The sequence below is a fragment of the Amycolatopsis echigonensis genome (genome assembly GCF_002846615.1).
Classification (GTDB): domain Bacteria; phylum Actinomycetota; class Actinomycetes; order Mycobacteriales; family Pseudonocardiaceae; genus Amycolatopsis; species Amycolatopsis echigonensis.
Map to the genome: position 1 here is coordinate 451,928 of NZ_PJMY01000003.1, position 26,202 is coordinate 478,129.

23 protein-coding genes are annotated in these 26,202 nt (G+C 70.5%); 6 read left to right on the plus strand and 17 right to left on the minus strand.

Annotated features, from left to right (window positions below; genetic code table 11):
• Nucleotides 1-6: 6 nt before the first annotated feature.
• From ATK30_RS06570 to ATK30_RS45300, 5 genes are all read right to left on the minus strand, one after another.
• Nucleotides 7-396, minus strand: coding sequence for a hypothetical protein (locus ATK30_RS06570; protein ID WP_376772089.1), 390 nt, complete (start codon nt 394-396; stop codon nt 7-9).
• A 369-nt stretch (nt 397-765) separates the two neighbouring features.
• On the minus strand, nt 766-1,677 hold the full coding sequence (locus ATK30_RS06575) for a lytic transglycosylase domain-containing protein (RefSeq protein WP_101434784.1): 912 nt from the start codon (nt 1,675-1,677) through the stop codon (nt 766-768).
• Nucleotides 1,678-1,803: 126 nt separating this feature from the next.
• Nucleotides 1,804-1,941 carry a hypothetical protein gene (locus ATK30_RS44985; protein WP_158242454.1) on the minus strand — a complete coding sequence of 46 codons (138 nt, stop codon included), beginning with the start codon at nt 1,939-1,941 and terminating at the stop codon, nt 1,804-1,806.
• A gap of 178 nt (nt 1,942-2,119) precedes the next feature.
• Nucleotides 2,120-2,602 (minus strand): hypothetical protein, encoded by a 483-nt coding sequence (locus ATK30_RS06580; protein WP_037356257.1) that lies wholly within the window; start codon nt 2,600-2,602, stop codon nt 2,120-2,122.
• A gap of 339 nt (nt 2,603-2,941) precedes the next feature.
• Nucleotides 2,942-3,109 carry a hypothetical protein gene (locus tag ATK30_RS45300; protein WP_167441848.1) on the minus strand — a complete coding sequence of 56 codons (168 nt, stop codon included), beginning with the start codon at nt 3,107-3,109 and terminating at the stop codon, nt 2,942-2,944.
• 196 nt (nt 3,110-3,305) lie between these two features.
• Between ATK30_RS45300 and ATK30_RS06585 the strand changes: the two genes are divergently transcribed.
• Nucleotides 3,306-3,827 carry a GNAT family N-acetyltransferase gene (locus ATK30_RS06585; RefSeq protein WP_101434785.1) on the plus strand — a complete coding sequence of 174 codons (522 nt, stop codon included), beginning with the start codon at nt 3,306-3,308 and terminating at the stop codon, nt 3,825-3,827.
• Nucleotides 3,828-3,940: 113 nt separating this feature from the next.
• Here ATK30_RS06585 and ATK30_RS06590 read toward each other — a convergent pair whose 3' ends face one another.
• Together ATK30_RS06590 and ATK30_RS06595 are read right to left on the minus strand one after the other, a co-directional pair.
• Nucleotides 3,941-5,083 (minus strand): CaiB/BaiF CoA transferase family protein, encoded by a 1,143-nt coding sequence (locus ATK30_RS06590; RefSeq protein ID WP_101440671.1) that lies wholly within the window; start codon nt 5,081-5,083, stop codon nt 3,941-3,943.
• Nucleotides 5,084-5,110: 27 nt separating this feature from the next.
• Nucleotides 5,111-6,262 carry an acyl-CoA dehydrogenase family protein gene (locus tag ATK30_RS06595; RefSeq protein WP_101434786.1) on the minus strand — a complete coding sequence of 384 codons (1,152 nt, stop codon included), beginning with the start codon at nt 6,260-6,262 and terminating at the stop codon, nt 5,111-5,113.
• A gap of 98 nt (nt 6,263-6,360) precedes the next feature.
• Here ATK30_RS06595 and ATK30_RS06600 point away from each other — a divergent pair, with 98 nt between their 5' ends.
• Together ATK30_RS06600 and ATK30_RS06605 are read left to right on the plus strand one after the other, a co-directional pair.
• A complete protein-coding gene (locus ATK30_RS06600; protein WP_037356246.1) occupies nt 6,361-6,969 on the plus strand; it encodes a TetR/AcrR family transcriptional regulator in 609 nt (202 codons plus the stop codon).
• 67 nt (nt 6,970-7,036) lie between these two features.
• The gene (locus ATK30_RS06605) at nt 7,037-8,647 is read left to right on the plus strand and encodes a succinic semialdehyde dehydrogenase (RefSeq protein ID WP_101434787.1); all 1,611 of its coding nucleotides are present in this window, start codon (nt 7,037-7,039) and stop codon (nt 8,645-8,647) included.
• A gap of 321 nt (nt 8,648-8,968) precedes the next feature.
• On the opposite strand, the gene ATK30_RS06610 is transcribed toward ATK30_RS06605, so the two are convergent.
• The 8 genes from ATK30_RS06610 to ATK30_RS06645 form a co-directional block, all read right to left on the minus strand.
• Nucleotides 8,969-11,980, minus strand: coding sequence for a helix-turn-helix transcriptional regulator (locus tag ATK30_RS06610; protein ID WP_101434788.1), 3,012 nt, complete (start codon nt 11,978-11,980; stop codon nt 8,969-8,971).
• Between the two features lie 481 nt (nt 11,981-12,461).
• On the minus strand, nt 12,462-12,668 hold the full coding sequence (locus ATK30_RS06615) for a hypothetical protein (RefSeq protein ID WP_101434789.1): 207 nt from the start codon (nt 12,666-12,668) through the stop codon (nt 12,462-12,464).
• Between the two features lie 185 nt (nt 12,669-12,853).
• Nucleotides 12,854-13,057 (minus strand): DUF397 domain-containing protein, encoded by a 204-nt coding sequence (locus ATK30_RS06620; RefSeq protein ID WP_101434790.1) that lies wholly within the window; start codon nt 13,055-13,057, stop codon nt 12,854-12,856.
• Nucleotides 13,058-13,070: 13 nt separating this feature from the next.
• On the minus strand, nt 13,071-13,970 hold the full coding sequence (locus tag ATK30_RS06625; RefSeq protein ID WP_101434791.1) for a helix-turn-helix domain-containing protein: 900 nt from the start codon (nt 13,968-13,970) through the stop codon (nt 13,071-13,073).
• 426 nt (nt 13,971-14,396) lie between these two features.
• Entirely contained in the window at nt 14,397-15,296 is a 900-nt protein-coding gene (tesB, locus tag ATK30_RS06630; RefSeq protein WP_101434792.1) for an acyl-CoA thioesterase II, read from the minus strand.
• A gap of 36 nt (nt 15,297-15,332) precedes the next feature.
• Nucleotides 15,333-16,757 (minus strand): pyruvate kinase, encoded by a 1,425-nt coding sequence (gene pyk, locus ATK30_RS06635; RefSeq protein ID WP_101434793.1) that lies wholly within the window; start codon nt 16,755-16,757, stop codon nt 15,333-15,335.
• Nucleotides 16,758-16,922: 165 nt separating this feature from the next.
• Nucleotides 16,923-17,588 (minus strand): DUF2461 domain-containing protein, encoded by a 666-nt coding sequence (locus ATK30_RS06640; protein ID WP_101440672.1) that lies wholly within the window; start codon nt 17,586-17,588, stop codon nt 16,923-16,925.
• A 50-nt stretch (nt 17,589-17,638) separates the two neighbouring features.
• On the minus strand, nt 17,639-18,865 hold the full coding sequence (locus ATK30_RS06645; RefSeq protein ID WP_101434794.1) for a glycoside hydrolase family 18 protein: 1,227 nt from the start codon (nt 18,863-18,865) through the stop codon (nt 17,639-17,641).
• A gap of 166 nt (nt 18,866-19,031) precedes the next feature.
• On the opposite strand from ATK30_RS06645, the gene ATK30_RS06650 reads away from it, so the two are divergent.
• Together ATK30_RS06650 and ATK30_RS06655 are read left to right on the plus strand one after the other, a co-directional pair.
• Nucleotides 19,032-19,337 (plus strand): ArsR/SmtB family transcription factor, encoded by a 306-nt coding sequence (locus ATK30_RS06650; protein WP_101434795.1) that lies wholly within the window; start codon nt 19,032-19,034, stop codon nt 19,335-19,337.
• 10 nt (nt 19,338-19,347) lie between these two features.
• Complete coding sequence (locus ATK30_RS06655; protein ID WP_101434796.1) at nt 19,348-20,784, plus strand: aromatic amino acid ammonia-lyase; 1,437 nt, start codon at nt 19,348-19,350, stop codon at nt 20,782-20,784.
• A 197-nt stretch (nt 20,785-20,981) separates the two neighbouring features.
• Here the strand turns inward: ATK30_RS06655 and ATK30_RS06660 are convergent, their stop codons facing one another.
• Together ATK30_RS06660 and ATK30_RS06665 are read right to left on the minus strand one after the other, a co-directional pair.
• Nucleotides 20,982-21,410, minus strand: coding sequence for a 3'-5' exonuclease (locus tag ATK30_RS06660; RefSeq protein WP_244194538.1), 429 nt, complete (start codon nt 21,408-21,410; stop codon nt 20,982-20,984).
• 26 nt (nt 21,411-21,436) lie between these two features.
• Nucleotides 21,437-24,253 carry an ATP-binding protein gene (locus ATK30_RS06665; RefSeq protein WP_158242455.1) on the minus strand — a complete coding sequence of 939 codons (2,817 nt, stop codon included), beginning with the start codon at nt 24,251-24,253 and terminating at the stop codon, nt 21,437-21,439.
• A 165-nt stretch (nt 24,254-24,418) separates the two neighbouring features.
• Between ATK30_RS06665 and ATK30_RS06670 the strand changes: the two genes are divergently transcribed.
• Nucleotides 24,419-26,164, plus strand: a complete 1,746-nt coding sequence (locus ATK30_RS06670) for a putative Ig domain-containing protein (RefSeq protein ID WP_158242456.1) — start codon at nt 24,419-24,421, stop codon at nt 26,162-26,164.
• Nucleotides 26,165-26,202: the final 38 nt, after the last annotated feature.

The following is a 26,202-nucleotide window of genomic DNA, read 5'->3' on the forward strand; positions in this document are numbered from 1 at the left end:
GGGCGTTCAGGACTGCTGGTCGCGGGCGTTGAGCTCGCGCAGGTAGCGGTTGTAGGCGGCGAGTTCGTCGTCCTCTTCGACGGGCGCCGCGGCCGGTCGCGGGGCGGGCACGCGCACCGGCGCGGGGGCGGATGCGGTCTGCTCGCCTTGGTCGGCGGCTTGCTCCTCGCGTTCGCGCAGCTTCTTGATGCGCCAGAACATGAACGCGGGGAACAGCCCGAAAAGCGGCCATTGCAGCACGTAGCCGAGGTTCTGGAAGGTGCCGGTGGCGGACGTGAACCGGTCCCACTGCCACCAGGCCAGCCCGCAGCACAGCGCCAGGCTCACGACGCTCGTGGCGACGATCAAGAGCCGGCGCCCGAGCGGGGACGCGGCCGGGCCGGGATCTGCGGGCACGGTATCGACGCTAGCACTGGCCGGGGAATGCGTTGCTGAGAGGCGGCGAGGTCGTGACCGGGGCCCCATCCGGCGCTTGCGGCCGGATTCGGGAGGCGGCCGGGTCTTGGCTCGCCTCTGCCCCATCGAACACCGCGCTGCGTCCTCTCATCGCACCCGCAATCGCATCGGATGGCTCCGCAGCTCAGCTCGGTCAAACGCATCCAATGCCACATTGAGGGCATTCCGGACGGCAGCGGCAGTGGTCCGGTAAGGAGTCCTTCACGGACGGCGGCACGATATGCGGGGAGCCCTGAGGACTCAGAATCCGTGAAAGGCCCCTCACCGACCGCAGGTCAGGGGACCAGCGCGAACGGCAAGGGCCCGGGGTCAGCCCGCTTGCACCTTCTGCGCCGCCTTAGCGTAGCCGTCGGCCAGGCCGAAGACCTTCTGCGCGTACTCGGTCGAGTTGTTGTACGAGAGGATCCCCGCCCACCAGCCCGCCGGGCTGGCCATGTCGCGGCCGCCCGCGCACAGGTAGCGGGCGGCGGTCAGGGCGGCGTCGTCGATCTGCTGCGGGTCGGCGCGCCCGTCGCCGGTGGCGTCGGAGGCCCATTTCCGCCAGGTGCTCGGGATGAACTGCATCGGGCCGACCGCGTGGTCCGCGAGCGGGTCGCCGTCGAGCTGGCCGCCGTCGGTGTCGCCGATCGCCCGGACACCGGGGGAACCGTCGAGCGGGACGCCGATGATCGGTTTCGACGGGCGGCCGTCCTCGCCGAGGACCGCTCCGCCGTACTGGCCGTGGTTGGACTCGATGCGGCCGATGCCCGCGAGCGTCGCCCAGGAGATGTGGCAGCCGCGGTCGACCTCGCGCATCGCGAGTTCCGCGTTGCCGTACGCGCGTACCGCCCGCGCCGGGATGCCGGTGACCGGCGCGACCCTGTCCGCCCAGGCCCGCAGCGGGTCGCCGCCGGTCGGGCGCGCCGCCTGTGGCGCGGTGCCCTGCTCCGCCGCCCCGCCCGCGACGACGGCGTTGACCGGCGCGATCGAACCGGGTTTCACGTCGACCGCCTTGACGCTCAGCGCCGGGATGTCCGTGGTGGTGGGGCTGGCTTCCGGGGCGGCCGCCCTGGTGACGATCCAGACCCCGCCGCCCGCGACCGCGAGCACCGCGACGACGACGGCGAGCCGCACCGCGAGCGCGGCGCCGGGACCGCGACGGGCGGGCGAGGGGGCGGCAGCGGGAGCCGCGGTCTCGTCCCCGGTCCGCGCGGTGTCGGGGGTCTGTCCGGTGGCGGGCACGAAACTCCGGTCCTCCAGCGTGGCTTGGGGTTCGCAACACACAACGAGCCCGCGCAGGTTAGCGTTACGCACGCATCGCCATGGCCCCCGCCACGCCGGTTCACCCGGCCGGGTAATCGGGTCCCGTCAGGTGGACGGGCGACGCCGCACAAACACCACGAATCCCACGTCGAAGCGGCTTCCGTTGCCGCTCGCGTGCAGCTGTTTCGATTCGCCGACCGGCCGCGCGGTCTCGATGCGGTGTCCGGCTTCGGCCAGGAACACCGGCTGAAAAACTGCCGCGCTCAGTCGCGTCCGGCAGGTCCCTCAAGGAGTGCTTCCACGGCGGGAGCCGCGTCGCCGTGTTGCCTGGCCGATTCACCGACCAGGCAACACAGCTGTCACACAGGCTTCTTCCGCCGCGCGAACCGCCCGAAAACCCCCAGACGGCCCGTCGAACAGGTCAGGCAGGCTTCTGCTGCCGCGCCAGCCGCGCGACGCACCACGCGGGCGCGCTGCCCCGGCGGAGGTGCTGCAGGACCGTCATCGGGCCGAGCCGCCGCGCCAGGTCGGACGGCGCGAGACCGGCCGCCCGGTAGTCCAGGGCGCGCTGGTCCAGCGGGCTGATGCCGGCGTCCCACCACTGTTCGGCTTCGGCGACGTCGCCGACCATCTGCCACCAGCCGGCGGCGGCGACGAGCAGTTCTTCCGGGACCTCCGGCAGCCGGGCGCGCATCGCGTCGAGGTAGCCGGGGTCGGCGGCCTCGACCGGGGCCCAGCGGGCGGGTCCGGACCGGGCGCGCTGGCCGGGGATGCCGGGCGGAGCGGCCGGCGCGTCGGCCAGCCAGGCCGAGGCGATGCGGTCGACCTCCTGCTCCTCAGGGGTCTTCTCGCGTTCGGCCGACCACTGCCGGATCAACGCGTCCACTCCGGGATCTCCGGTCATCCCTGCCTCCTCATCGGTCCCCGACGGGCAGGCATTTCGACCGCCTGCCCCGTTGCGCGTCCACGATTGGCTCCCCACGCGTGACCGGGCCGAAAACCCGCCGTGACCCGGCTCCCGGGGGACCGGAGAACCGGCTGATCACGCAATGTGAGCACCGTAGGGCGGCACCCGCTTTCTCCGCCATACCCCGGACCCCGGAAATTCCGTGACCAGGCGGTTTCAGGGGCCAATCCACCCGGATGGTCGAGCGAAGTGCCCGAATCCCGGGATCCGGTGACAAAGCGTGACTAGGTGCCCGGACGGCACCCGGAAGCGGTCCGGCGGGCGAGGAAAAGCGGGTCAGGCGAAGAGGCTCTTGAAGAAGGTGACGATCGCTTCGGCGCCGTCCTTGAGCCAGCCGAGCACGCGGTGCACGAAGTCCGCGGAGTTGGTGGGCTGCGTGATCAGGAAGAACAGCACGAGCGCGACCACTCCGACGACGATGATCTTCTTCAGGCCGCTCGACATGGTTCCGTCCCCCTCCGCTCCCCCGGCACCCGGGCGGACGCCGGCCCCGCCTCGGCAGAGTCGGCTACCACTCTAGTGAGGAAGCGCCGGAATGGCCCGTCGCAGGCCCCGATCCGGCCGGAAAGCTCACGTCCGGGTGACCCCGGTCACCATCGGGTGAGCAGGGCCCGGACGGCTCCCCCGGTACGCTCCGGCGATGGACGACGGCCCAGTGACTCTCCGCCCGGTGCGCGAGTCCGACCTCGGTCTGCTGGAAGCCCTGACCAACGACCCGGACACGGTCGGCGAACACCAATGGTTCGGCTGGCACGACCCCGGCTACGTCCGGCGGCTCTGGCGCGAAAACGGCATGCTGACCACCGACAACGGCATGCTCGTCCCGACGCTCGACGAGCGCCCGCTCGGGCTCGTGTCGTGGCATCGCACGCGGACCGGCCCGCACACCTACTGCTGGAACATCGGCATGGTCCTGCTGCCGGAGGCGCGCGGGCACGGCCTCGGCGCGCAGGCGCAGCGACAGCTCGTGCGCTATCTGTTCGCGCACACGCAGTTCAACCGCGTCGAGGCCAGCACCGAGGTCGGCAACCGGGCCGGCCAGCGTTCGCTGGAGAAGGCCGGGTTCACCCGCGAGGGCATCCTGCGCGGGTTCGATTTCCGCGACGGGCAGTGGCGCGATCACATCCTCTACTCAGTGATCCGTTCCGATCTGCCGCTCTGACGGTGTTCGCGGCGGCAGCTCGGCGCGAGCGTCCGCGCGGAGCGATCAAGCCCCGCCGGCCGCCTTGCCGATCGGCCCTCGCCGGTTCCGGCCTGCCGGGCGCACAACCGCCTTCACGCGATCGCGCCCGCCTTCCGCAGTGCCGCGACCCCGGCGTCGTCGTAGCCCAGCTCCGCCAGCACTTCCGCGGTGTCCGAGCCCGTCTCGTGCGGTGCTTCCGGCGTGGCGGCGGGCGTCCGGTCGAACCTCGGCGCCGGCGCGGGCTGCACCGTGCCGCCGATGTCCACGAACGTCCCGCGCGCCGCGTTCTGCGGATGCTGCGCGGCCTCCCACGGCGACAGCACCGCGGTGAGGCACGCGTCGGTGCCTTCCGCCCGCGCGACCAGTTCGTCGCGCGTGAACCGGCCGATCGCCTCCGCCAGGATCTTGCGCAGCCGCGGCCACTGGCTCTGGTCGAGGTGGAACGGCAGGTCTTCGTCCTCGAGCCCGAGCACCTTGACGAGATCGGCCCAGAACCGCATCTCGATCGCGCCGACGGCGACGTACTTGCCGTCCGCGGTCTCATAGGTGTCGTAGAACGGGGCGCCGCCGTCGAGGAGGTTCTCGCCGCGCTCCCCCGGCCACACGCCGGACGCGCGCATCCCGTGCAGGCTCGTGGTCAGCAGCGCGGCGCCTTCCACCATCGACGCGTCCACGACCTGGCCGCGTCCGGACGTCGTGCGCTCGTGCAGCGCGGCCAGCACGCCCATCGCGAGCATCAGGCCGCCCCCGCCGAAGTCGCCGACCAGGTTGAGCGGCGGCACCGGACGCTCGCCCGCCCGGCCGATCGGGTCGAGCGCTCCGGCGACGCCGATGTAGTTGATGTCGTGCCCGGCCGCCGACGCGAGGGGACCGTCCTGGCCCCAGCCCGTCATCCGGCCGTACACGAGCCGCGGGTTGCGCGCGTGCACCTGCTCCGGGCCGATGCCCATCCGCTCCGCGACGCCCGGCCGGAAGCCTTCGATCAGCACATCGGCGCGGTCGGCCAGCTTCAGCACGAGCTCGACGCCCTCGGGCGTTTTCGTGTTCACCCCGACCGACCGCCTGCCGCGGGCGAGCGGGTCGTTCGGGATGCCGAGCACGTCGGCGCCCGGGGTGGCGCGGTCGACGCGGATCACGTCGGCGCCGAGGTCGGCCAGGATCATGCAGGCGAACGGGGCCGGCGCCAGCCCGGCCAGCTCCACCACCCGCAGCCCGGCGAGCGGACCTTGCTTCACGGGGAAGTCCTTTCGCAGCAACGGTTTTCAGAGCGTGCGGGAGATGATTTCCTTCATGATCTCGCTGGTGCCGCCGAAGATCCGCGAGATCCGCACGTCCGCCCAGGCCCGCGCGATCGGGTACTCGGTCATGTAGCCGTAGCCGCCGAAGAGCTGCACGCAGTCGTCCACGACCTTGTTCACCCGCTCGGTCGTCCAGAGTTTCGCCATCGCCGCGCCTTGCACGTCGAGTTCGCCGCGCAGGTGCCGTTCGATGCACTGGTCGAGGAACGCGCGCGACACCGCGGCCTCGGTCGCCGCCTCGGCGAGCTTGAACTTCGTGTTCTGGAAGTTGAAGATCGGACGGCCGAACGCCGTGCGTTCCTTGGTGTAGTCGATGGTCAGGTTCACCGCGGCTTCCAGGCCGGCCACCGCGGTCACCGCGATGATCAGCCGTTCCTGCGGCAGCTGCAGCATCAGCTGGATGAAGCCCTGCCCCTCGGCGTCGCCGAGCAGGTTCGCGGCGGGCACGCGGACGTCGTCGAAGAACAGCTCGGCGGTGTCCTGCCCCTTGAGCCCGACCTTGTCGAGGACACGGCCGCGGCGGAAGCCCGGGGTGTCGGTCTCGACCACGATCAGCGACACGCCCTGCGCGCCGGCGTCCGGGTCCGTCTTGCACGCGACCACGACGAGGTCGGAGTGGAAACCGTTGGTGATGAACGTTTTCGCGCCGTTGATCACGTAGTGGTCGCCGTCGCGGACCGCGCGGGTCTTGATGTTCTGAAGGTCTGAACCAGTGCCGGGCTCGGTCATCGCGACCGCGCCGACCATCTCGCCGGTGGCCATTTTCGGCAGCCACTCGCGCTTTTTCTCTTCCGACGCGTACGCCAGGAGGTAGTGCGCCACGATTCCACTGTGGACGGTGACGCCCCACGCGCTGTCCCCGGCGCGGGCCTGCTCCTCGTACAGCACGGCTTCGTGCGCGAACGTGCCGCCGCCCCCGCCGTACTCCTCCGGGATCGACAGGCACAGCAGGCCGAGCTCGCCCGCCTTGGTCCAGATCTCGCGGTCGAGCTTCTTCTCGGCCGCCCAGCGCTCCTGGTTCGGCACGAACTCCTTCTGCAGGAACGACCGGGCGAGCTCCCGAAGGTCTTCGAGTTCGGTGGTGCTCCACGAGCTCTTCTGGATCTGCAACGGCACGGCTACGCCTCCTGCGAACTGGAAAACATGACGCTTGGCAGGTAAGTTCTAGCCGGAATGTACATGCCATCCGTCCGGTACGTAAAGCAGGAGCCGCGATGACCGAGGTCGCCCGGGGACACCGCACTCAGGCCGAACGCCGCGAGCAGACGCGCACGGCCCTGCTGGACGCGACGATCGACTGCCTGGTCGACATCGGGTACTCGCGGGCGTCGGTGCAGGAGATCTGCACCCGCGCGGGCGTCTCGAAGGGCGCGGTGCAGCACTACTTCGCCACGAAAGCGGAGCTGATGGCGGCCGCGGTCGAGCACCTCACCACGAAGCTGCGCACCCAGCTCACCGCTTCGCTCGGCTCCCTGCCGGGCGGCGCGTCCGGCGTCGCGGCGGCGATCGACCTGCTCTGGGAGGGCTACTCGGGCACGCTGTCCACGGCGGTCACCGAACTGTGGGTGGCCGCCCGCACCGACCCGGAACTGCGCGCGGCGATCCGGCCGGTGGACCGCGCGCTGGGCCGGGCGACGCTGGAGCACATCAGCGAGGTCGCCGGCGATCTGCCGAAAGAGCGTGCGGAGATGCTGTTCTGGCTCACCGTGAACCTCACGCGGGGCCTCGCCCTCGACGCCGAACTGGGCGGCGACCCCCGCCGTCGCCGTCAGCTGCTCGAGGAGTGGAAGCGGATCGCCGTGCTGCTGTACTCGGGCGACTAGTTTCCATACCGCCGGTATGGTGTACTCGTCGGTAACACCCGGCCCCGCACGGAAGAAGGTGCGCTCGATGACGAGTACGACCCCGGCGAACCTCACCGGCCAGCCCCTGCCCGCGACAGTGGGCGGCGTGGCAGGCGCTCCGTCCGCGGCCCGCGCGGCCGCGCTCGTCGCCCGCGTGACCGGCGGCGCCGACAACGCGCCGGTGCAGATGACCGCGCCGTTCACCGGGCAGCCGATCGCCTCACTCCCCCAGGCCGACGACGCCGAAGTACGCGCCGCGTTCGCCTCCGCGCGCGAGGCGCAGCGCGAGTGGGCAGCGCTGCCGGTGGCCCGGCGCCAGCAGTTCCTCCTGCGGTTGCACGACCTGGTGCTCGCGCGACAGGCGGAAGTCCTCGACCTCGTTCAGGTGGAGGCCGGAAAGGCCCGGATCGACGCGTTCGACGAGGTCAGCGCCACCGTGCTGGTCGCGGCCTACTACGGCAAGCACAGCGCGAAGATCCTCTCGCCGCGGCGCGCACCCGGCGTGATCCCGGGCCTGACCCGGGCAGGCGAACTGCGGCACCCCAAGGGCGTCGTCGGGATCATCTCCCCCTGGAACTACCCGCTGGCACTGACCGCGATGGACGTCTTCCCCGCGCTCGTCGCCGGAAACGCGATCGTGCAGAAGCCGGACAACCAGACCGCGTTGTCCGCCCTGTGGCTGCAGGAACTGGCCGAGGAGGCCGGGCTGCCCGCGGGGTTGTGGCAGATCGTGCTGGGCCGAGGCTCGCAGATCGGCACCGCGCTGCTGGAAGAGTGCGACTACCTGTGCTTCACCGGCTCCACGCCGACCGGCAAGGACCTGGCGGCCCGGATCGCGCAGCGGCTCACCAGTTATTCGCTGGAACTGGGCGGCAAGAACCCGATGATCGTCCTGCCGGACGCGAACATCGCCAAGGCCGCCGTCGGCGCGGTCACGGCGTGCTTCTCGTCAGCGGGCCAGCTGTGCGTATCGGTGGAGCGGATCTACGTGCACGACAGCATCCGCGAGGAGTTCACCCGCGAGTTCGTAGCGCGGACGGCAGCCCTGCGACTCGGGGGCTCGCTGGACTACCACGCCGGAATGGGTTCGCTGACCTCACAGAGTCAGCTGGAAACCGTGACAGCGCACGTGGAAGACGCCCGAGCGAAGGGCGCCCGCGTCCTCACCGGCGGACGACCTCGGCCCGACCTCGGACCGTTGTTCTATGAGCCCACTGTGCTGACAGACGTGCGGCCGGGAATGACGCCGTTCGCGTCGGAAACGTTCGGCCCGGTGGTGTCGATCTACGGGTTCAGCGATGTCAACGACGCGATCGAGCGAGCGAACGACACCCCGTTCGGACTGAACGCAAGCGTCTGGACCCGAAACGGCCGAGCAGGCTGGGAAATCGGCGCGCGTCTGAAGGCGGGCACGGTCAACGTGAACGAGGGCTACGCAGCTACCTTCGGAACAGTCGGCGTCCCGATGGGCGGCATGAAAGATTCCGGCGCCGGACGCCGCAACGGCGCAGAAGGCCTCCTGAAGTACACGGAACCCCAATCGATCGCCGTACAACGCGGCCTGGCCCTGCGCCCGCCGAAGCGAGTGCCGGGATCGCTGTGGGCCCGCTTCATGACGCTGAGCATGAAACTGCTGCGCCGCCTCCCCGGACGATGAGCTGTCCGTCAAGGGCCCCTTCAGGGACATAGATTCCCTCAAGGACCCCTTCACGGACCACAGTGCACCGCCCGCCGCCCCCACCGCCGCGATGCACCCAACCCGCGCAACCCACCCCAAAACCGCACCAGCGCACCCAACAATCGAGGCACACACACCACCCCCGCACCCCGATACGAAGCCTCCTCTGCGGTCTGGGGGTGCTTGTCAAGGCATCTTTCCCGCCTTGACAAGCACCCCCAGACCGTCAGCACACTTGGGCTTCGGGGTGCCCCACGCGAGGACCGCAATGTCGCCCGCCAGGGCGACGAGCCGCCCCCCTCACTCAGGCGCGCTCAACAACCCCCGGTCATAAGCAATCGCCACCGCCTCCGCCCTCCGGCTGGCCCCCAGCTTCGCCATCACCCGGGAAAGATGCACGCTCACCGTCTTCTCGCTGATGTACAACTCCTCCCCCACCTGCCGATTGGTCCGCCCCAGCGCGACCCGCTCCAGCACGTCCCGCTCCCGGTCCGTCAACGGATTCACCTGCGGCCGCACGACCGGCGCCACCACCCCCGACAGCTCGACCCGAGCCCGGTGCGCCACATCCCTTACCGCATCCCGCAACGGCACGGCATCGAGCTTCACCGCGACCGAATGCGCGGCCTCCAACGCTTCCGCCGCCCCCGGCCGTCCAGTGGCCAGCAACGCTTCCGCCTGCCGCCACCGGCACACGGCCTGCTCGTAAACCGCACCGTAGGAATACGCCTCGGCCGCCTCAGCCCACAGATCCGGATCCGCCGGTCCTTCCAGCCCCGACGCGGCAGCTTCCAACCGGGCCAGCCACGCCCGGCCTTCCGGCCCCATGGTCCCGGAACGGGGATGCCCCTCAGCGGCACAACGGCGACCGTGCTCCAAGAGCCGTCGCCCAGCGGCCACGAACGCTTCCGCCGCGGCCTGGTCCCCCTTGGCCCGGGCCTCCGCGGCCAACGCGGCGGCCGACGGAATCGCCAGCGTCACGATCCGGATCCCGCCGAGCAGCCCGGGCTCGACTTTCTCCAGCCACGACACCAATTCCTCAGTGATCCGCAACGCTTCGGCATGCTCGCCGCGCCAAGCGGCCAGTTCGATCGCGGCATCGCCCGCTGCCAAGGCGATCTGCAGGTCCGCCATCCACTGCTGCCGGAGCCCGGGCAACGCCTTGGCCGCCTCGGCGAACCGGCCGCGTCCCACCAGGAACAGCACCCAATTGGCCAAGATCCGCGCGGCGACCGCACTCGACACGCCTCGCCGCGCGCGGCCCGCGGCGTCCTCCTTCGGCCAGTCTCCGCTGAGGTAGCGCAGATAAAGGAGGCGGGCGCGCAACTCCAGCCCGTACGCGCTCCAAGTCAGCCCGACCGCCTCGGCCCTCTCGACCCCGCGCGCGGCGTGGGCCAGCGCCAGGTCCATCTCGGCCTGGTCGTCGTAGCTGAGGGCGAGGAAGTACATCGCGCGGATCTCGACGTTCAAGGCGCCCGCGTCGTGCGCCTTGCGTTCGGCTTCGCACAACCGCTCGCGGGCCTCGACCGGATCGCCTGCGGTGTCAGCCAACGTGCCCAGCGTGACCAGCGCCGACGCCTCAGCACCGACCGCCCCGACGGCGCGCGCGTCGGCGACTGCGGTGTGCGCGCTGGCCAACGCTTCGTCCGGCTGGTCGAGCAGCCGCTGGAATCCGGCCCGCGACGCCAGCACCCAGGCCCGCGCCCCGCTCGGCTCCCGGTCGGCGACCAGTTCCCAGGCCCGCTCGATCGCCCGCACCGCCTCGTCGAACGTGCCTTCCAGCGTGAGCAGCGTTTCGGCCAGCCGACGCCAGACCTTCGCCGCGTGTTCCGGCGACGCGTCCGGCTTGAGCGCTTCGGTCGCCGATCGCGCGTACGCCACCGCGCGCTCCGGCTCGCCCGACGTGCCCGCGAAGTACGAGGCCTCGCTGAGCAGTTTCAGTTCGTCGACGCCTTCCGGGCGCTTCTCCGGAGCCACGGCGTCCCAAATGGACTGTGCTTGCTCGATGTGTCGCAGAGCAGCGCCGGGCGCGCCGAGTTTTTCCGCTTCGTCGGCGGCACGCAGCAAGGCGGGCAGGGCGGTTTCGAAATCCCGGCTTTCCAGGCTGTGGAAGGCCAGCTTCGCGTCGTGACCGCGGCCTTGCGGCATCGACTGGATCCGCGCCGCGTACCCCGCGTGCATCCGCGTGCGCTCGCCGGGAAGCAGGTCCGCGTACACCGCTTCCTGCAGCAAGGCGTGGCGGAAGGTGTAGAAACCGTCCTCGATGACCAGGACGTGGTGCTGCACGGCTTCCCGCAGCGCTTCGTCCAGCTCCAGATCGCCGAGCCCCGCCACTTGCGCGAGCGCGGCGTGCGACACCGATTCGTTGGCGACCGAAATGACGCGCAGCACCCGGCGCGTCTCCGCCGGGAAGCGTTCGAGCCGGGCCAGCAGGACTTCGGCGAGCCCGGCGGGGAGGTTTTGGCAATCGGCGCCAGTGGCGAGGAGTTCCTCGACGAAGAACGGGTTGCCTTCGGAGCGTTTGGCGATGTCCGCGACCACGTCCGGCGAAAGCGGCTCTTCGGCCAGCGCCGCCACGAACGCCCGCGCGTCGGCCGGTCCGAACGGGGCGAGCGTGAGCTGTTCCACGGTGTTCAGCCGGACCAGTTCGGACAGCAGGCCGCGCAGCGGATGCCTGCGGTGGACGTCCTCCTCGCGATAGCTGCCGACGACCAGCAGCCGCTGCGCGCGCAACCGGCTCAGCAGGAAGGACAGCAGGTTGCGGGTGGAGGAATCCGCCCAGTGCAGGTCTTCGAGCAGGAGGACCACCGGCCGCTCCTGGCCGACCTCGGTGAGCACCCCCAGCACCGCGTCGAACAGCTGAAGCTGGCCCAGGTCCTGTTCAGGCCGGACCCGGCGGACGCCCTCGCGTTCCCCTTCCGAAACCTGCCCGTGGTCGCCGGTGACCGCCGGCCGCGGATCGCCGCCCTGCGGCAGCAGCATCCCGAGCGCGGAGCGCGCCCGCACCGCGGCCGCCACCGCCGGATCGGCCGACGACCCGAGCGGAGCCAGCGCCTCGGCGAACGGCAGATAGGGCAGACCGCCGTCGCGCACGTCGATGCACCGGCCGGTGAGCACGAGCCCTCCGCACGCGGCGACATGCTCCCCGAGCGCGGTGAGCAGGCGGGTCTTGCCGACCCCGGCGTCGCCCGCGATCAGCACCGCACCTGCCTCTCCGCGTTCAGCGCGCGCGAAGGCCGCTCGCAGCCGCCGCATCTCCTGCGTGCGGGCGACGAGCGGAATACCGGAACCGAGACGAGGCACGAGATGCATTCTCACCTACACCCCCGACAGTTCCGACATGGATTTCCTCGTGGCGGCCGGATCGGCCAGTGATCTCCGTCCTGGTCGACGGACGAAGCGGGTGCCGTGCGGCGCTTTCCGGAGCCGGTCCGGCCGGTTGGTCCCGAGACTGATCGGCGCACGGACCGCGGCGAGCTTCTGGCGGGAAGGCCCGAGGCTCACGGCGGTGCTTCGAAGCGGACTGCCCGAAAGCCGCATTGGGGCGATCGTCAGCGGTCGCAGCGGCGGGACGGGCGGCGGTCGGAGCACCTCGCGACGCGGCAGGAATGCGAGGTCGATCCGGCCCTGCGGCCAAAACGGTCTCGGAGCACTCCTCCGAAGCGGCTTCGGTTCCGGTCCGCGCAGCCAGGCCGGGTCCGGTCCGGCGGACGGAGCGGCCGAGCCGGAAACCGTGTCCCGGCGCGGCCGCCCCGCCCGACCCCCTTGCCGTTCCCCGACCCGGGACCGGGGCTCAAGCGCTATGTCGCGCCCTGGCCTCCGGCACCGTCGCCGTGCGCCTTTCCTGGCGCGGCACCTCGATGTTCGTGATGCGGTGTGCCCGGATCCAGCGGACCACCCGGTTGCCGCGGCTCAGGCGCGCGTGGCGGGCGGCGCGGCGCAGTTCGGCCATCCGGTAGTCGACCTCGGCGCGGGTGGCGTCCCAGTTGTAGTCGCTCATCGTCTTCTCCCCAGCGGGTCGTCGTTCCTTGACGACGTCCACTTTCGTGCTGAGGGGCCGCCCCGGACATCAGGTGATCGCCTACCCCCGGACGCGAAAAGACCCCTTACCCGCGGTCGCGACCGGAGATGTCCAGGTCGAGCGGGGTAAGGGGTCTCAGTACGGCGATCAGCCGAACGAACGGGTCAAGCCCGTCCCTGGCCGTCGGCACGCACCGCGTCCAGCAGGCCCTGCCAGCCGGCGGCGGGCAGGCGGAAGGCTCCGCCTTCGGGGTCTTTCGAGTCCCGCACCGCGGCGCCGCCCGCGACGAAGGCGACCTCGACGCAGTCGTTGCCGCCGCCGCTGTAGCTGCTCTTGCGCCACTGGGCGCCGGAAAGGTCGGCCATCATGCTCCTCACATCCTCACTGTCTCGGGTTGGTGTTCCTCGGTTCCTGAACCGCGGCGGCCTGTTCGGCGAACCGGCCGGCCGCGTCGGTGATCAGCGCCACCGAATCGTCCGGTTTCAGCGCTGCTGCGCGCAGGTGGTCGAACATCAGCGCGTAGCGCCGGACGTCGTCGGGCTGTTCGAGGTACAGGCCGCTGGAAGTGCTGTCGTCGACGTAGACCACGTCGGGATCGGCCTGCTCGGGGAAGCCCATGATGAGGAACGGTCCCTCCATGCCGGGGTGCGCCCCGGCGCCGAACGGCACCACCTGCACGGTCACGTTCGGCTTCTCGGCCATCGCGGTGATCCGGTACAGCTGCTCGGCCATCACCTCGGGGCTGTCGACCACGCGGTGCAGCACCGCTTCGTCGATCACCGCCCAGTACTCGACCGGCGGATCGTCGGTCAGCAGCTGCTGGCGGGCCATCCGCGCGGCGACCCGGCGGCGCGTCTCGGACTCTTCGGCGTCCGGGCGCAGCGCACGGATCACCGAGAACGCGTAGCGCTCGGTCTGCAGCAAGCCCGGAACCAGCAGCGCCTGGAACGCGCGCAGCGAGCTGGCGTCGGCTTCGAGGCCGACGAAGGTGCCGGTGAAGACTTCGTTGTACGCGTGCCACCAGCCGCGTTTGCGCGCTTCCCGCGCCAGCTGGACGAGCGCCTCCTGCTCGTCGCCGGTGATGCCGTACAGCGCGAGCATGTCCCTCGCGTCGCGCGGGGTGACGCCGACGTGGCCGGTCTCGATGCGGCTCACTTTGGACGCCGAGCACTCCAGCTTCTCGCCGACCTCGTCGATCGTCAGATCGGCGGCTTCGCGCAGCCTCCGCAGCTCGCTCGCGAGGCGCCGGCGGCGAACAGTCGGTCCCTGGCCTCTCGCCACGGCAGCACCTCCGGTCCGTATTGTTGCCCGCACTGCATATCTAACCAGGTGATCGACTTGTCAGTGGACTAATAACACCGCGAATTCCCGCTGCCGCGGCGGGAGCCGACCGTCGCTGGTTCCGACCTGCATTGTGCAGAGTGCGCTTGTACTCTGGCATCCTGCGGGCCGAGACGCGAATCCAGCCGCGCCGACGGCCCTGAGCAGCGTAGACGACGGCTGTCCCCGGCTATTCGCGGACACCGGCCGAATGCGGACGACCACGGTGTCCGGGACCGCCCCCCGACCGGTCCCGGGCACCTTCCTTTGCTTCCCGGTATTACTCAGACGGGTTTTCCCGCGCAATTTCGCCACGAGAGTGTGACGGTTTCCGACGATTTCTCTGCAGACAGCCACTCTGAGTGGTCATCGGCGAGACGGAACTCCTTATCGGACCCGCAGCAGTCCTTCTTGGACAACGGTCGCGACGTGCCGGCCGTCGCGGGTGAAGAACCGTCCAGTGGCCAGACCGCGGGCGCCCGAAGCGCTCGGCGAGGTGCTGTCATAGAGGAACCACTCGTCGGCGCGGAACGGGCGGTGGAACCACAGCGCGTGGTCGAGGCTCGCGCCGAGCACCTTGTCGACGTCCCAGTACACGCCGTGCCGCGCGAGGACCGAGTCGAGCAGCGTCATGTCCGAGGCGTAGGCGAGCACGCAGACGTGCAGCAGCTGGCTGTCGGCCAGGGTGCCGTCGGCCCGCATCCAGACGCGGTGATGGGTGGGGCGTTCGCCGGTGGTGCGGGTGACCCACGGCGGCTCGCCGATGTAGCGGATGTCGATCGGCCGCGGGATCTCGCTGAAGCGCAGGCCGTAGCCCGCCGTCAGCTCGGGGAAGGTCGGCAGCGACTCCGGATCGGGCACGTCCGGCATCGTCTCGCCGTGGTCGATGCCCGGCTCGTCCTTCTGGAACGACGCGGACAGCGAAAAAATCGCCTTGCCGTGCTGGACCGCGACCACGCGCCGGGTGGTGAACGAGCGGCCGTCGCGGATGCGGTCCACTTCGTACACGATCGGGACGCTCGGGTCGCCGCCGCGGATGAAGTACGCGTGCAGCGAATGGACCCGCCGCTCCTCCGGGACGGTCCGGCCCGCCGCGACGAGCGCCTGCCCGGCGACCTGCCCGCCGAACACCCGCACCGACGAGTGGGCGGGCGAGACGCCGCGGTAGATGTTCTCTTCGATCTTCTCCAGGTCGAGCAGCGCGACGAGCTTGTCCAGCACGGGCTGCCCGCCGCCACCGGGGCTCGTGTCGAGTTCGGTGGCGGCTTCCCTGGCCATCTCAGTCATGCCGGAACACTATGCAACGGGGTTCCCGCATGTCCCTTATGCGTGGTCGTCTTCACCGAGCCGGTGGACGTGGATCAGGTTGGTCGAGCCGACGGTCCCGGGCGGGGAGCCGGCGACGATCACCACGAGGTCGCCGCGCTGGTACTTGCCCATTTCGAGCATCGCGTGGTCGACCTGCTGGATCATCTGGTCGGTCGAGTCCACCCTCGGCACGATCTGCGTCGTGGTGCCCCAGGTCAGCGCGAGCTGGCTGCGGACGCTCTGCTCCGGCGTGAACGCCATCAGCGGCAGCCGGGTGTGCAGCCGGGCGAGGCGGCGCACGGTGTCGCCGGACTGCGTGAACGCGACCAGCGCCTTGGCGTTGAGCCGTTCGCCGATGTCGCGGGCGGCGTAGGAGATCACGCCCCGCTTGGTGCGCGGAACGTGCGACAGCGGCGGCACGACCGGCGAATCCGTCTCGACGGCCTCGACGATCCGGCCCATGGTCTGGACCGTTTCGATCGGGTACCGGCCGACGCTCGTCTCGCCGGACAGCATCACCGCGTCCGCGCCGTCGAGGACCGCGTTCGCGACGTCGGACGCCTCGGCGCGGGTCGGGCGGGAGTTGTTGATCATCGACTCCAGCATCTGCGTGGCGACGATGACCGGCTTCGCGTTCTCGCGGCAGATCTGGATGGCGCGCTTCTGCACCAGCGGGACCTGCTCGAGCGGCAGTTCGACGCCGAGGTCGCCGCGGGCGACCATCACCGCGTCGAAGGCCAGCACGATGGCCTCGAGGTTGTAGACCGCCTCGGGCTTCTCGATCTTCGCGACGACCGGCAGCCGTCCCTTGCCGACGCGGTCCATGACCTGGTGCACGAGGTCGATGTCGGCGGGAGAGCGCACGAAGGACAGCGCGATGAAGTCGACGCCGAGGTGCAGCGCGAACTCCAGGTCCTCGATGTCCTTTTCGGACAGCGCGGGCACCGAGACGTCCATCCCGGGCAGCGACACGCCCTTGTTGTTGCTGACCGGGCCGCCCTCGGTCACCTCGCACACGACGTCCTGGCCCTCGACGTCCTTGACCACCAGGCCGACCTTGCCGTCGTCGACCAGCAGCCGGTCGCCCGGCTTGGCGTCCTTGGCGAGTCCCTTGTAGGTGGTGGAGACCCGGTCGTGGGTGCCGGCGACGTCCTCGACGGTGATCCGGACGACGTCCCCGGTGTGCCATTCCGCCGATCCGCTGGCGAACGTGCCCAGCCGGATCTTCGGTCCCTGCAGGTCGGCGAGGATCCCCACCGCCCGGCCGGTTTCGGCGGCCGCGGACCGGACCAGGTCGTAGACCTGCTTGTGGTCGCTGTGGCTGCCGTGGCTGAAGTTCATCCTCGCGACGTCCATTCCGGCGTCGACGAGTGCCCGCATCTTCTCCGGCGTGGAGGTCGCGGGACCCAATGTACAAACGATCTTCGCGCGTCGGCTCACGTCCGGAGAGCCTAGTCGCTCGGACGGCTCCCGTCTGTACCGATCCCGAAACTCCGGCCGAAGAACACGGGAAGGATTCAGTTCCGGCATCGGCGTGCGCTGCGCCGCGGTGCCGCTCCGCGCGTGCCGACGGGCCGGGGAATCACCCGGTCGGGGGAGGCCGGGTCAGCGGCGCGGCTGCTCGCTCGGCCCCACGTGGTCGCGGGCCCATTCGTTGAACTTCCGCAGCTGGCGCCACGATTTCCGGACCCGGTCCAGTGCCTCCCGCTCGTGCAGGAAGTCGTCCGGCTCCCAGACGCGCACGGCGTACACCGAACGGTGCCGCAGCAGGTCCAGGCGCGGATGGTCCTCGGCGAACCCGCGCGGTTTGGACTTCAGCCGGTCGCCGAGAATTTGCCAGCCCGCCTTGCGCAGGCTCGCCAGGATTTTCTCCAGCGCGGGCCCGTGCAGTTCGGTGTCGACCGCCGTGCGGTAGCGGGCCAGCTGGTCGGAAGCCAGGTGGAAGCAGCCGCCGCCGACGCGCAGCCCGGCCGGGCCCACCTCGACGTAATACGCTCCCCCGCCGCGGCCCGCCTCGATCACGCCGCCGCAGTGCGTCTTGTACGGCGTCTTGTCCTTGGCGAACCGGACGTCGCGGTACGGCCGGAACACCTTCGCCTCGCCGAAGCCCGCGCCGAACTCCGGCTCCAGTTCGGCCAGCAGCGCCTCCATCGGAGCCCGGACGTGCTCCTTGTAGATGGCCACGTGGTCGTCCCAGTAAGCCTTGGTGTTGTCCGCGAGCAGCCCGTCGTAGAACTCGACGGCGTGCTCCCCGAATCCGCTGAACTTCACCCGCAGCACGATAAACCGGGGCACCGACAGAATCGGCGCCCCGGCCGCGCTCACTTGGCGAGCGCCGTGATCAGCTCGCCGTTCGAGGTGTCGCCGGACAGCTCCCAGAAGAAGGTGCCGCCGAGGCCCTGGGACCTCGCGTACGCCGTCTTGCCCGCGATGGTCGACGGGGTGTCGTAGCTCCACCAGTTCGCACCGCACTTGGCGTACGCGGTGCCCGCGACGGTTCCGGTCGCCGGGCAGCTGGTCTTGAGGATCTTGTAGTCCTCGATGCCCTGTTCGTACTTTCCCGGAGCCGGTCCGGTCGCGGTGCCGCCCGGCGCGCTCTGGGTGACGCCGGTCCAGCCCCGGCCGTAGAAACCGATGCCCAGCAACAGTTTCGACGCCGGGACGCCCTTGCTCTTCAGCTTCTGGATGGCCGCGTCCGAGTAGAACCCTTGCGTCGGGAGTCCGTTGTACGAGGTCAGCGGCGAATGCGGCGCGGTCGGGCCTTGCGCGGCCCAGGCTCCGAAGTAGTCGTAGGTCATCACGTTGTACCAGTCGACGTACTGCGCGGCGCCCGCGTAGTCGGCGGCGTCGAGCTTGCCGCCGTTGCTGCCGTCCGCGGTGATCGCGGCGGTGACGAGCTTCGACGAGCCGAACTTCGCCCGCACTGCCGCGAGCAGCTTCTTCACCGCGTCGGGACCGCTCGTGTCGCAGCTCAGGCCGCACGCGTTCGGGTACTCCCAGTCGAGGTCGATGCCGTCGAACAGGCCGGCCCAGCGCTTGTCGTTGACGAGGTTGTAGCAGGAATCGGCGAAGGCTTGCGGGTTCTTGGCAGCCTGCCCGAAGCCGCCGGACCAGGTCCAGCCGCCGAACGACCAGATGATCTTCAGCCCGGGGTGCTTGGCCTTCAGCTTCTTGAGCTGGTTGAAACTGCCCGCGAGCGGCTGGTCCCAGGTGTCGGCGACGCCGTCGACGCTGCCCGCCGCGTCGTAGGTCTTCTGGTAGTCGGCCCACGCGTCGCCGATCGCGCAGCCGCCGCCGGTGACGTTGCCGAAGGCGTAGTTGAGGTGCGTGAGCTTGGTCGCCGACCCGGACGTCTCGATGTTCTTCACGTGGTAGTTGCGGTCGTAGACGCCCCAGTCGGTGAAGTAGCCGACCACCTTCCCGGACGCGGCCTCCGTTCTCGCCGGGGCGGCTGTCGAAGCGGCGGGGACGAGCGCGGCCGCGGCGGCGAACGCCGCGGTCGCCAGTCCGGCCAAGGCCAGCAGGCGTTTTCTGCGCAAGCGAAGCATCGTTGCTCCCTTCAGGAGTCACCGTCGGTGACGAAGCGGTAACGGTGGGGACGACTGCACCGTAAGTGGACTAGACCACCAGGTCAATGGTTTAGACCATAAACCGGACAATCGGCGGTACGCGCATTCCTTGACAGGCATATGCCCCGCGAGGCAGATTTCCGGGGTGATGCAGACCTTCGACGTGCTGGCCGAACCCCGCCGCCGCGCGCTGCTGGACCTGCTGCTCGAGGGCGAGCGGTCGGTCGGCGAACTGGTGGCCGAACTGCGGCTCAGCCAGCCCGCCGTGTCCAAGCACCTGCGCGTCCTGCGCGAGGCGGGGCTGGTGACCGTGCGGGTGTCCGCGCAGCGCCGCTGCTACCGGCTGCGGCCCGAACCGCTGGCCGAAGTGGACGCGTGGCTCGCGCCCTACCGGCAGTTCTGGGAGAACCGGCTCGACGCGCTCGAACAGCGGCTGGACGAAACCGAATGAGGAGCACGCCGTGATCCGAGTGGACGGCCGGACCCTGCGGTGCGCCGACGTGGTCGCGGCGGCGCACACCGAGGGCCCGCTGGCGATCGACGTGTCCATCGCGGCGATGCGCGCCGCCGAGCATTCGTGGAAGCTCGCCGAGGACCTGAGCACCCGGCGCGTGGTCTACGGGCGCACTACCGGCGTCGGAGCGAACAAGGACGACGCGGTGGACGAGCCCGCCGAACACGGCCTTCGCTTGCTGCGCAGCCACGCCGGCGGCAGCGGCGACCTGCTGCCGGACGGCCAGATCCGCGCGATGCTGCTGATCCGGCTCAACCAGCTGCTGGCCGGTCGGTCCGGGATCAGCCCGGAGCTGATCGGCGCGCTCGCCGAGGCCGTCCGCAGCGGAGCCCTGCCCGTGGTGCACCGGCTGGGCGCGATCGGCACCGGCGACCTCGCGCCGCTCGCGGAAACCGCGCTCGCGTTGGCCGGAGAACGCGAGTGGGCGACCGGTGCGGTGCCACCGGTTCCCGTGCACGCGGGTGATGCGCTCGCGTTCATGAGCAGCAACGCCGCAACGCTCGCCGAGGCGACACTCGCCGCGATGAGCCTGGACACGCTCACCCGCGCGAGCCACGCCGTCGCCGCACTCACGTACGTGGCTCTCGACGGCAACCCCGAGGCGTACGCGACGCCTGTGCACGAAGCACGTCCGCATGCCGGGCAGGTCGCGTGCGCGGCCGAGATGCGTCGGCTGTTGGGCATGCACGGCACGCCTAAGCCGGGGCGTCGGCTTCAGGATCCCTTCGGGCTGCGCGCTTTCCCTCAGGTGCAAGGTCCCGCGCTAGACGCGATTCACTATCTGCGCGACGTTCTCGCTGTGGAGATCAATGCCAGCACGGAGAATCCGATGATCTCCACGGTGCACGGCGACGCCTACCATCACGCGCATTTCCACACCGCGTACGTCTCGACTGCACTCGACCAAGCCCGTGCGACGGTGCATCAAGTCGCGGAGCTGTCGGTGGCTCGGTTGGGCGACTTGGTGGAACCGGAATTCACTGGCTTGCGGCCGTTTCTCGCGGTGGGTCCGCCGGGGAGTTCCGGGGTGATGATCCTGGAGTACGTGGCGCACGACGCGCTGACCGAACTGCGGCAGGCGGCGTTGCCCGCGACGCTCGGGACCGCGGTCGTGTCGCGCGGGATCGAGGACCACGCGAGCTTCTCGACCCAGGCAGCGCGAGCCGCCACCGCGGCGGCGACTGCCTACCGGCAGGTGCTGGCCTGCGAACTGGTGGCGGCGGTGCGTGCGTTGCGGATCCGGAAGGCGGAGCTGGTGGACCTGCCGGTACGAGCTGCTTTCACGGCGGCGGTGGAGGTGCTGGACAAGCGGTTCGAGGACCGGCCGCTGACGGACGACATCGCGAAAGCGGCTGGAGTGCTGGACAAACTGGCGCGGATCTGACTGGCCACAGTGGACACTTGTTCCCGAGCCGCGCGAGCGTTCGCTGTGACCGGGTGGATTGCAGCAGCGGGGCTTGGTGGCGCGGGAGGTGCTGGGCGATCGGCTGGATGACCGGTCGTGGCCGCCGACCATCGCGAAAGCCACCGGGTGGCGGACGAGCTGGCGCGAACCCTAGCCGCGCGGCCACGCTCCGCGTCTCACGAGGTCCGCACCAGAGCGGCGATGTTCCACGCGTCGTCGTCGCCGCGATGGTGACGGCCTTCCAGCGGGAGGCCCGCGAGGGCAAGTGCCTGCGCCATTCCAGGGCGACGGTGCAGTCCGCGGGCTGCGGTGAACGCGACCTTCGCGTTGGTGTGCTGGCCCGCGAACGGGTACTCAACGCCCGTGTCGCGGCATTGCCTGGTGAACTGATCGCGGTCGTAGTCTCCCCAGCTGGCCCACGGCAGCTCCGCCGAGCGGTGCCGCGCCGCCAACGTCCGGCAGGCCTCCCGAAACGACAAGGCCGGGCGGACCAGTATCCGGTGCTTGGCCATCCGCTCGCCCGCACGCAGATCGACGACTGTGAGCCCGATTTCGATGATCTCGCTGACCTGATCGGACGGCAGCTCCTTATCCCAGCACAGCACCGGCACGCCCTACGCGGACACTCCAGTCAGTCCTCCGCCAAGGCGTCCCGCCGCAAAGCCGTGAACAACTCCTCCGCCCGCTCCCGATCCCGGATCGCAGCGGCACGGTCGCCGCGGTGGTCCGACAACGCGGCGTGTGCGGCGCTCACCCGTGCGAGCAGGTACGGCGAAGCCATCCGTTCCGCCAGCGAGCGCGCTTCCGCCATGCTCTCCTCCGCCGAGGAAAGGGCACCGCACCGAAGGAAGGCGAGGCCCTGCACCCGGAAAGCGTCCGTGCGGGCGAGGATGTGGTCGATGTGTTCAGTGCAGGCAACCGCCTCCGCGGCGGTCTCCCCGGCGGCAACCGGGTCGCCGGCGGCCAGTTGTGCTTCGGCGAGGAACGGCAGCGCGTCGGTCATCTGCCAGCTTCGTTCCCCTTGCAGTGCAAGCAAAGGCAGCAACCGGCTCACGCCTCGCTCAGGGCGGCCCGCGCGCACATCGTTCTCCGCCAGTTGCGCGGACGCGTTGCAGATGATGTCGGCATTGTCGCTTTCCCGACCCAACTGGATAACCTTCGTCAGGTCCTCAGCTGCCACGTCGTAGCGGCCGCAGGCGGACCACAGGGCACCTCGGCCGATGAGGGCCATCGCGCCGCACATGGGCGACCTGCCGTGTCCAGCCAGTTCGAGTGCCTGGCTGAACCGCCGCCGCGCGACGCCCCAGCGGCCGACGTACACCGCGCTCGCGCCGACGTTGCAGACCGCTCGGCTGAGCAGTTCCCGGTCGCCGAGTTCCTCGGCCAGCCGGAGGATTCGCTCGAACTGCCGGTCGGCCCTCGCCAGTTCGCCGCGGTAGTGGTGCAGCACGGCGACCCCGGTCAGCGCGCGGACGACGATCTCCCGGTCGCCGCACAGTTCCGCGGTGGCGGCGGCTGTGTGCAACTCGGCCAGTGCTTCCTCGTTGCGGCCAAGCAGGCGTAGCGCGAGTCCACGACGCAGGTGTCCGCCCGCGAGGCCGTGCTCATCTCCCGTCGCCTCCGCCGCAACGATCGCGGCGGTGGAGACCTCGACGGATTCTCGGTAGCGCGTGCTCTGGTAGAGGTTGGCGGCGCGAGCCAGCCGCAGCCGTACGGCAGATCCGCCCGGCCGGTCCTCGGTCAGCGTCGGCGCGATCCGGGCCAGGCCCTCGCGCGGAGTGCCGCGTTGGTAGTGCAGGTAACCGATCCGGGCGATCACCAGGCGTTGCCGTTCCTCGTCGCCTTCCTTGCGGTACACCAAAAGCGCGCGTTCGGCGGCGGCGAGCGCGGCGTCGTACCGACCTGCCGCGGCGAGCGCGTCCGCCCAGGCTTCGGCGGCTTCGGCGACGGCTGCTTGGGAACCGGTGCGGTCCAGCAGATCGACCAGTGCGCCCCAGTGCTGGGCAGCCGTGTCGTGCGCGGCTTGTCTGCTGGCTTTTTCCGCGGCGTGCCGCAAAGTCTGCGCTGCCCGTTCGGTGTCCTGCGCGTGCGTGTAGTGATAGGCCGCCGCCGCGCCGCCCAGGGCCTCGGCGAGTCTGCGGTGCAGCACATGCCGACGGCTCGGCGGCAGATCTCCGTTCACCACCTCGGCGACCAGTTCATGCGTGAGCCGGACGCCCTCGGCGTTCTCGTCCAGCAGCCGCGCGGTGTGCGCGGGAGCCAGCACCTCGGACAGTTCGGCGGGATCCAGCCCGGCGGCCGCGGCCAGGACGTCCGGGTCCATCCGCTGCTGCCCCACCGCCAGCAGCGTCAGCACCTCAGCCGTGCGTTCGGGCAGCGAACCGACTTGCCGCCGCACCGCGTGCGCGAGCCCCCACGGCAGTTCCGCGGGCGGTTTGCCGGAGCGGCCCAGCACGTGTCCCAGCTGGACCAGGAACAACGGGAGACCGCCGGCCAGCCGGAGCACCCGGTCGCGGGCGGATTGCCCCACTTCGGTTCCGGCGCTGTGATGCAACAGCGTCGTCGCGTCCTCGTCCGCCAGCGGGGCCAGAGCATGCTGGGTCAGCAGGCCTTTCCGGTACAAATCGAGCAGCGTGTCGGCCAACGGTTCGGCCGCGTCGAGTTCGGTGTCGCGGTAGGCGGCGAGGAAACGGACGCGGTCCGGCCGGACGTCCTGGGCCAGCGAAGCCAACAGTGCGAGACCGTCCGGACCAGCCCATTGCAAGTCGTCCAGGATCACGAGCACGCCGCGGTGCCGCGCGAGCGTATCGAGGAACCGGGCCGCTTCCGCGAACATCTGCCAACGAGGCGGAGCCGGTTCGGCGGTGCGTTGTTCGGGCAGCAGGAGCGCGAGGCCGGGCCCAGCGGGATGTTCGGACACGTGCCGGGCGAACGCTTCGGAGAGCGGCGCGTACGGCTCTCCGCCGTGTCGGGAACACGCGGTCGAGAGCACCACCGTGCCTCGCGCCTCGGCCAGCGTCGCCGCTTCGGTGAGCAGCCGGGTCTTGCCGATGCCGGTTTGTCCGGCGAAGACGAGAAACGGCCTGCCCGTGCCCGAAATGTGCTTGTCCAGCAAGGCGTGTTCCTCGGTCCGGCCGATGAGATCCGGAGCCGGACGGGGCGGCGGGCCCGGGTGGTCCGGCGGACGCTGCCTGCCGCGCCGGGCGGCCGCGAGAAGCTCGGCACGACTGTCGTCGGGCAGCGCGAGACCGTCGGCGAGCAGGTGCACGGTGACCCGGCGCGGATGCTGCTGCCCGCGTTCGAGATTCCCCACGCCGCGGGTGCTCAGCCCGCAGCGCTGCGCCAGTTGTTCCTGCGTCAGCCCGGCCGCCCGGCGCAACCGGACCAGCGTCCGGTCGAACGTTTCCGTCGCGCCGTCCGGCATGTCCCGCACCTCCCGCCGCTCCATGGTCGCTCTCCCCGGGGCGCGGAACATCCTCCGAAGGTCGGGTTCCTCCTCCGGCACAACGGCCCGTTGTGCCGGTTGTTCCTGGTTCGCGCCGTCCCGGTGAAATCCAATGGCGGCACCGCTTTTCGCCCGTCCTCCGGGCAGCGGCGTACGAGGAAGGACGCGATGATGCGTGCAGGAATGACCTTGAGACGGCTGGCCGCCGCCGGTGCCGCGCTCGCCCTCGGGGCGGGGATGGCGGCGACCTTCGCCCCGGCCGCCGGCGCCAGCCCTCAGCTGAGCCCGGCGTCGTGTGCCAACGCACCTGAGGGCTACGCGAAATGCCAGGCCGTGCAACTGGTTTCGGCAGGTGCGCGACCGGCCAGCGCGATGAGCCCGGCCGACCTGCAGAAGGCCTACGGCGTCGCCGGAATGAAGAGCGGCGGGACCACCGTCGCGATCGTCGACGCCTTCGACGACCCCGGCATCGAGAAGGACCTCAACGACTACCGGTCGCAGTGGAACCTGGGCTCCTGCACCAAGGCGAACGGCTGCCTGACCGTGGTCGGCCAGGACGGCACGAGCACGCTTCCGTCCAAGACCGACTCGGGCTGGGCGACCGAGATGGCCATCGACGTCGACGCGGTCAGCGCGCTCTGCCCGGACTGCAAGATCCTGCTGGTGGAAGGCAACAGCAACGAGGACAGCGACCTCGCCGCGGGCGTCGACAGCGCGGTCCGGCTCGGCGCGAAGATCGTGTCCAACAGCTACGCCGACAACGAAAGCGCGATCCCCGCGGACGCCGAGCAGCACTACAACCACCCCGGCGTCGCGGTTCTCGGCGCCACCGGCGACTGGGGCAGCGAAAGCGGTACCCAGGCCGAATACCCGGCTACCTCGCCGGAGGTGGTCGCGGTGGGCGGCACCACGCTGACCGCGTCCGGCGGCGGCTACTCCGAAACCGCCTGGAACAAGGCGGGCAGCGGCTGTTCGAGCAAGTTCAGCAAGCCCGCGTTCCAGAACGGGATCACCACCGCGTGCGACAACCGGGCCACTTCGGACATTTCGGCCGACGCGGATCCCAACACCGGCATCACGATCTACGTCAACGGCCAGCAGTCGCAGTACGGCGGCACCAGCCTCGCCACCCCAATCGTCGCCGGGATCTGGGCGCTCGCGGGCACGCCGAAGGACGGCGACAACGCCGCGACCTACCCGTACGCGCACCCCGGCGACTTCAACGACGTCACGTCGGGCAGCAACGGCAGCTGCGGCACGGTGATCTGCGACGCGGGCACCGGCTGGGACGGCCCGACCGGCCTCGGCACCCCGCACGGCGTCACCGGCCTGACCCCCGGCGGCGGCACCAACGGCAAGCTCAGCGTCAGCAACCCGGGCAATCAGAACAGCGTGGTGGGCAAGGCGGTTTCGCTGAAGGTCACGGCCTCCGGCGGCACCTCGCCCTACACCTACTCGGCGGACGGCCTCCCGGCCGGGCTGGCCATCGACGGCAAAACCGGCTCCATCACCGGCACGCCGACCACCGCGGCCACCAGCAACGTCACCGTGACGGCCACCGATTCCGCCGGGGCGACCGCGCAGGCTCCGTTCACCTGGACCGTCACGACGGCACCGGTGGGCAAGCTGACCGCGACGTTCGCCACCGACTACGACTACGGGTTCGGCGCCTTCGCACACTTCACGATCACCAACGGCGGGGCGTCGGCGGCGAACGGCTGGACGCTCTCGTTCGACCTGCCGTCGAACGAGTCGCTGTCGACGACGAACCCGGGCACCGCGTCCGGGTCCACCGGGCACGTCGTGATCACCGGCCAGGACAGCATCCCGGCGGGCGGCAGCCTCCCCGTGCAGCAGATCTACCAGGTGTCGGGCGGCACGTTCACCGCTCCGGCCAACGTTTCCGTTTCCTGACCACCCGGCAGTCGCCGTGCCGCGGCCGATCCGCGGCA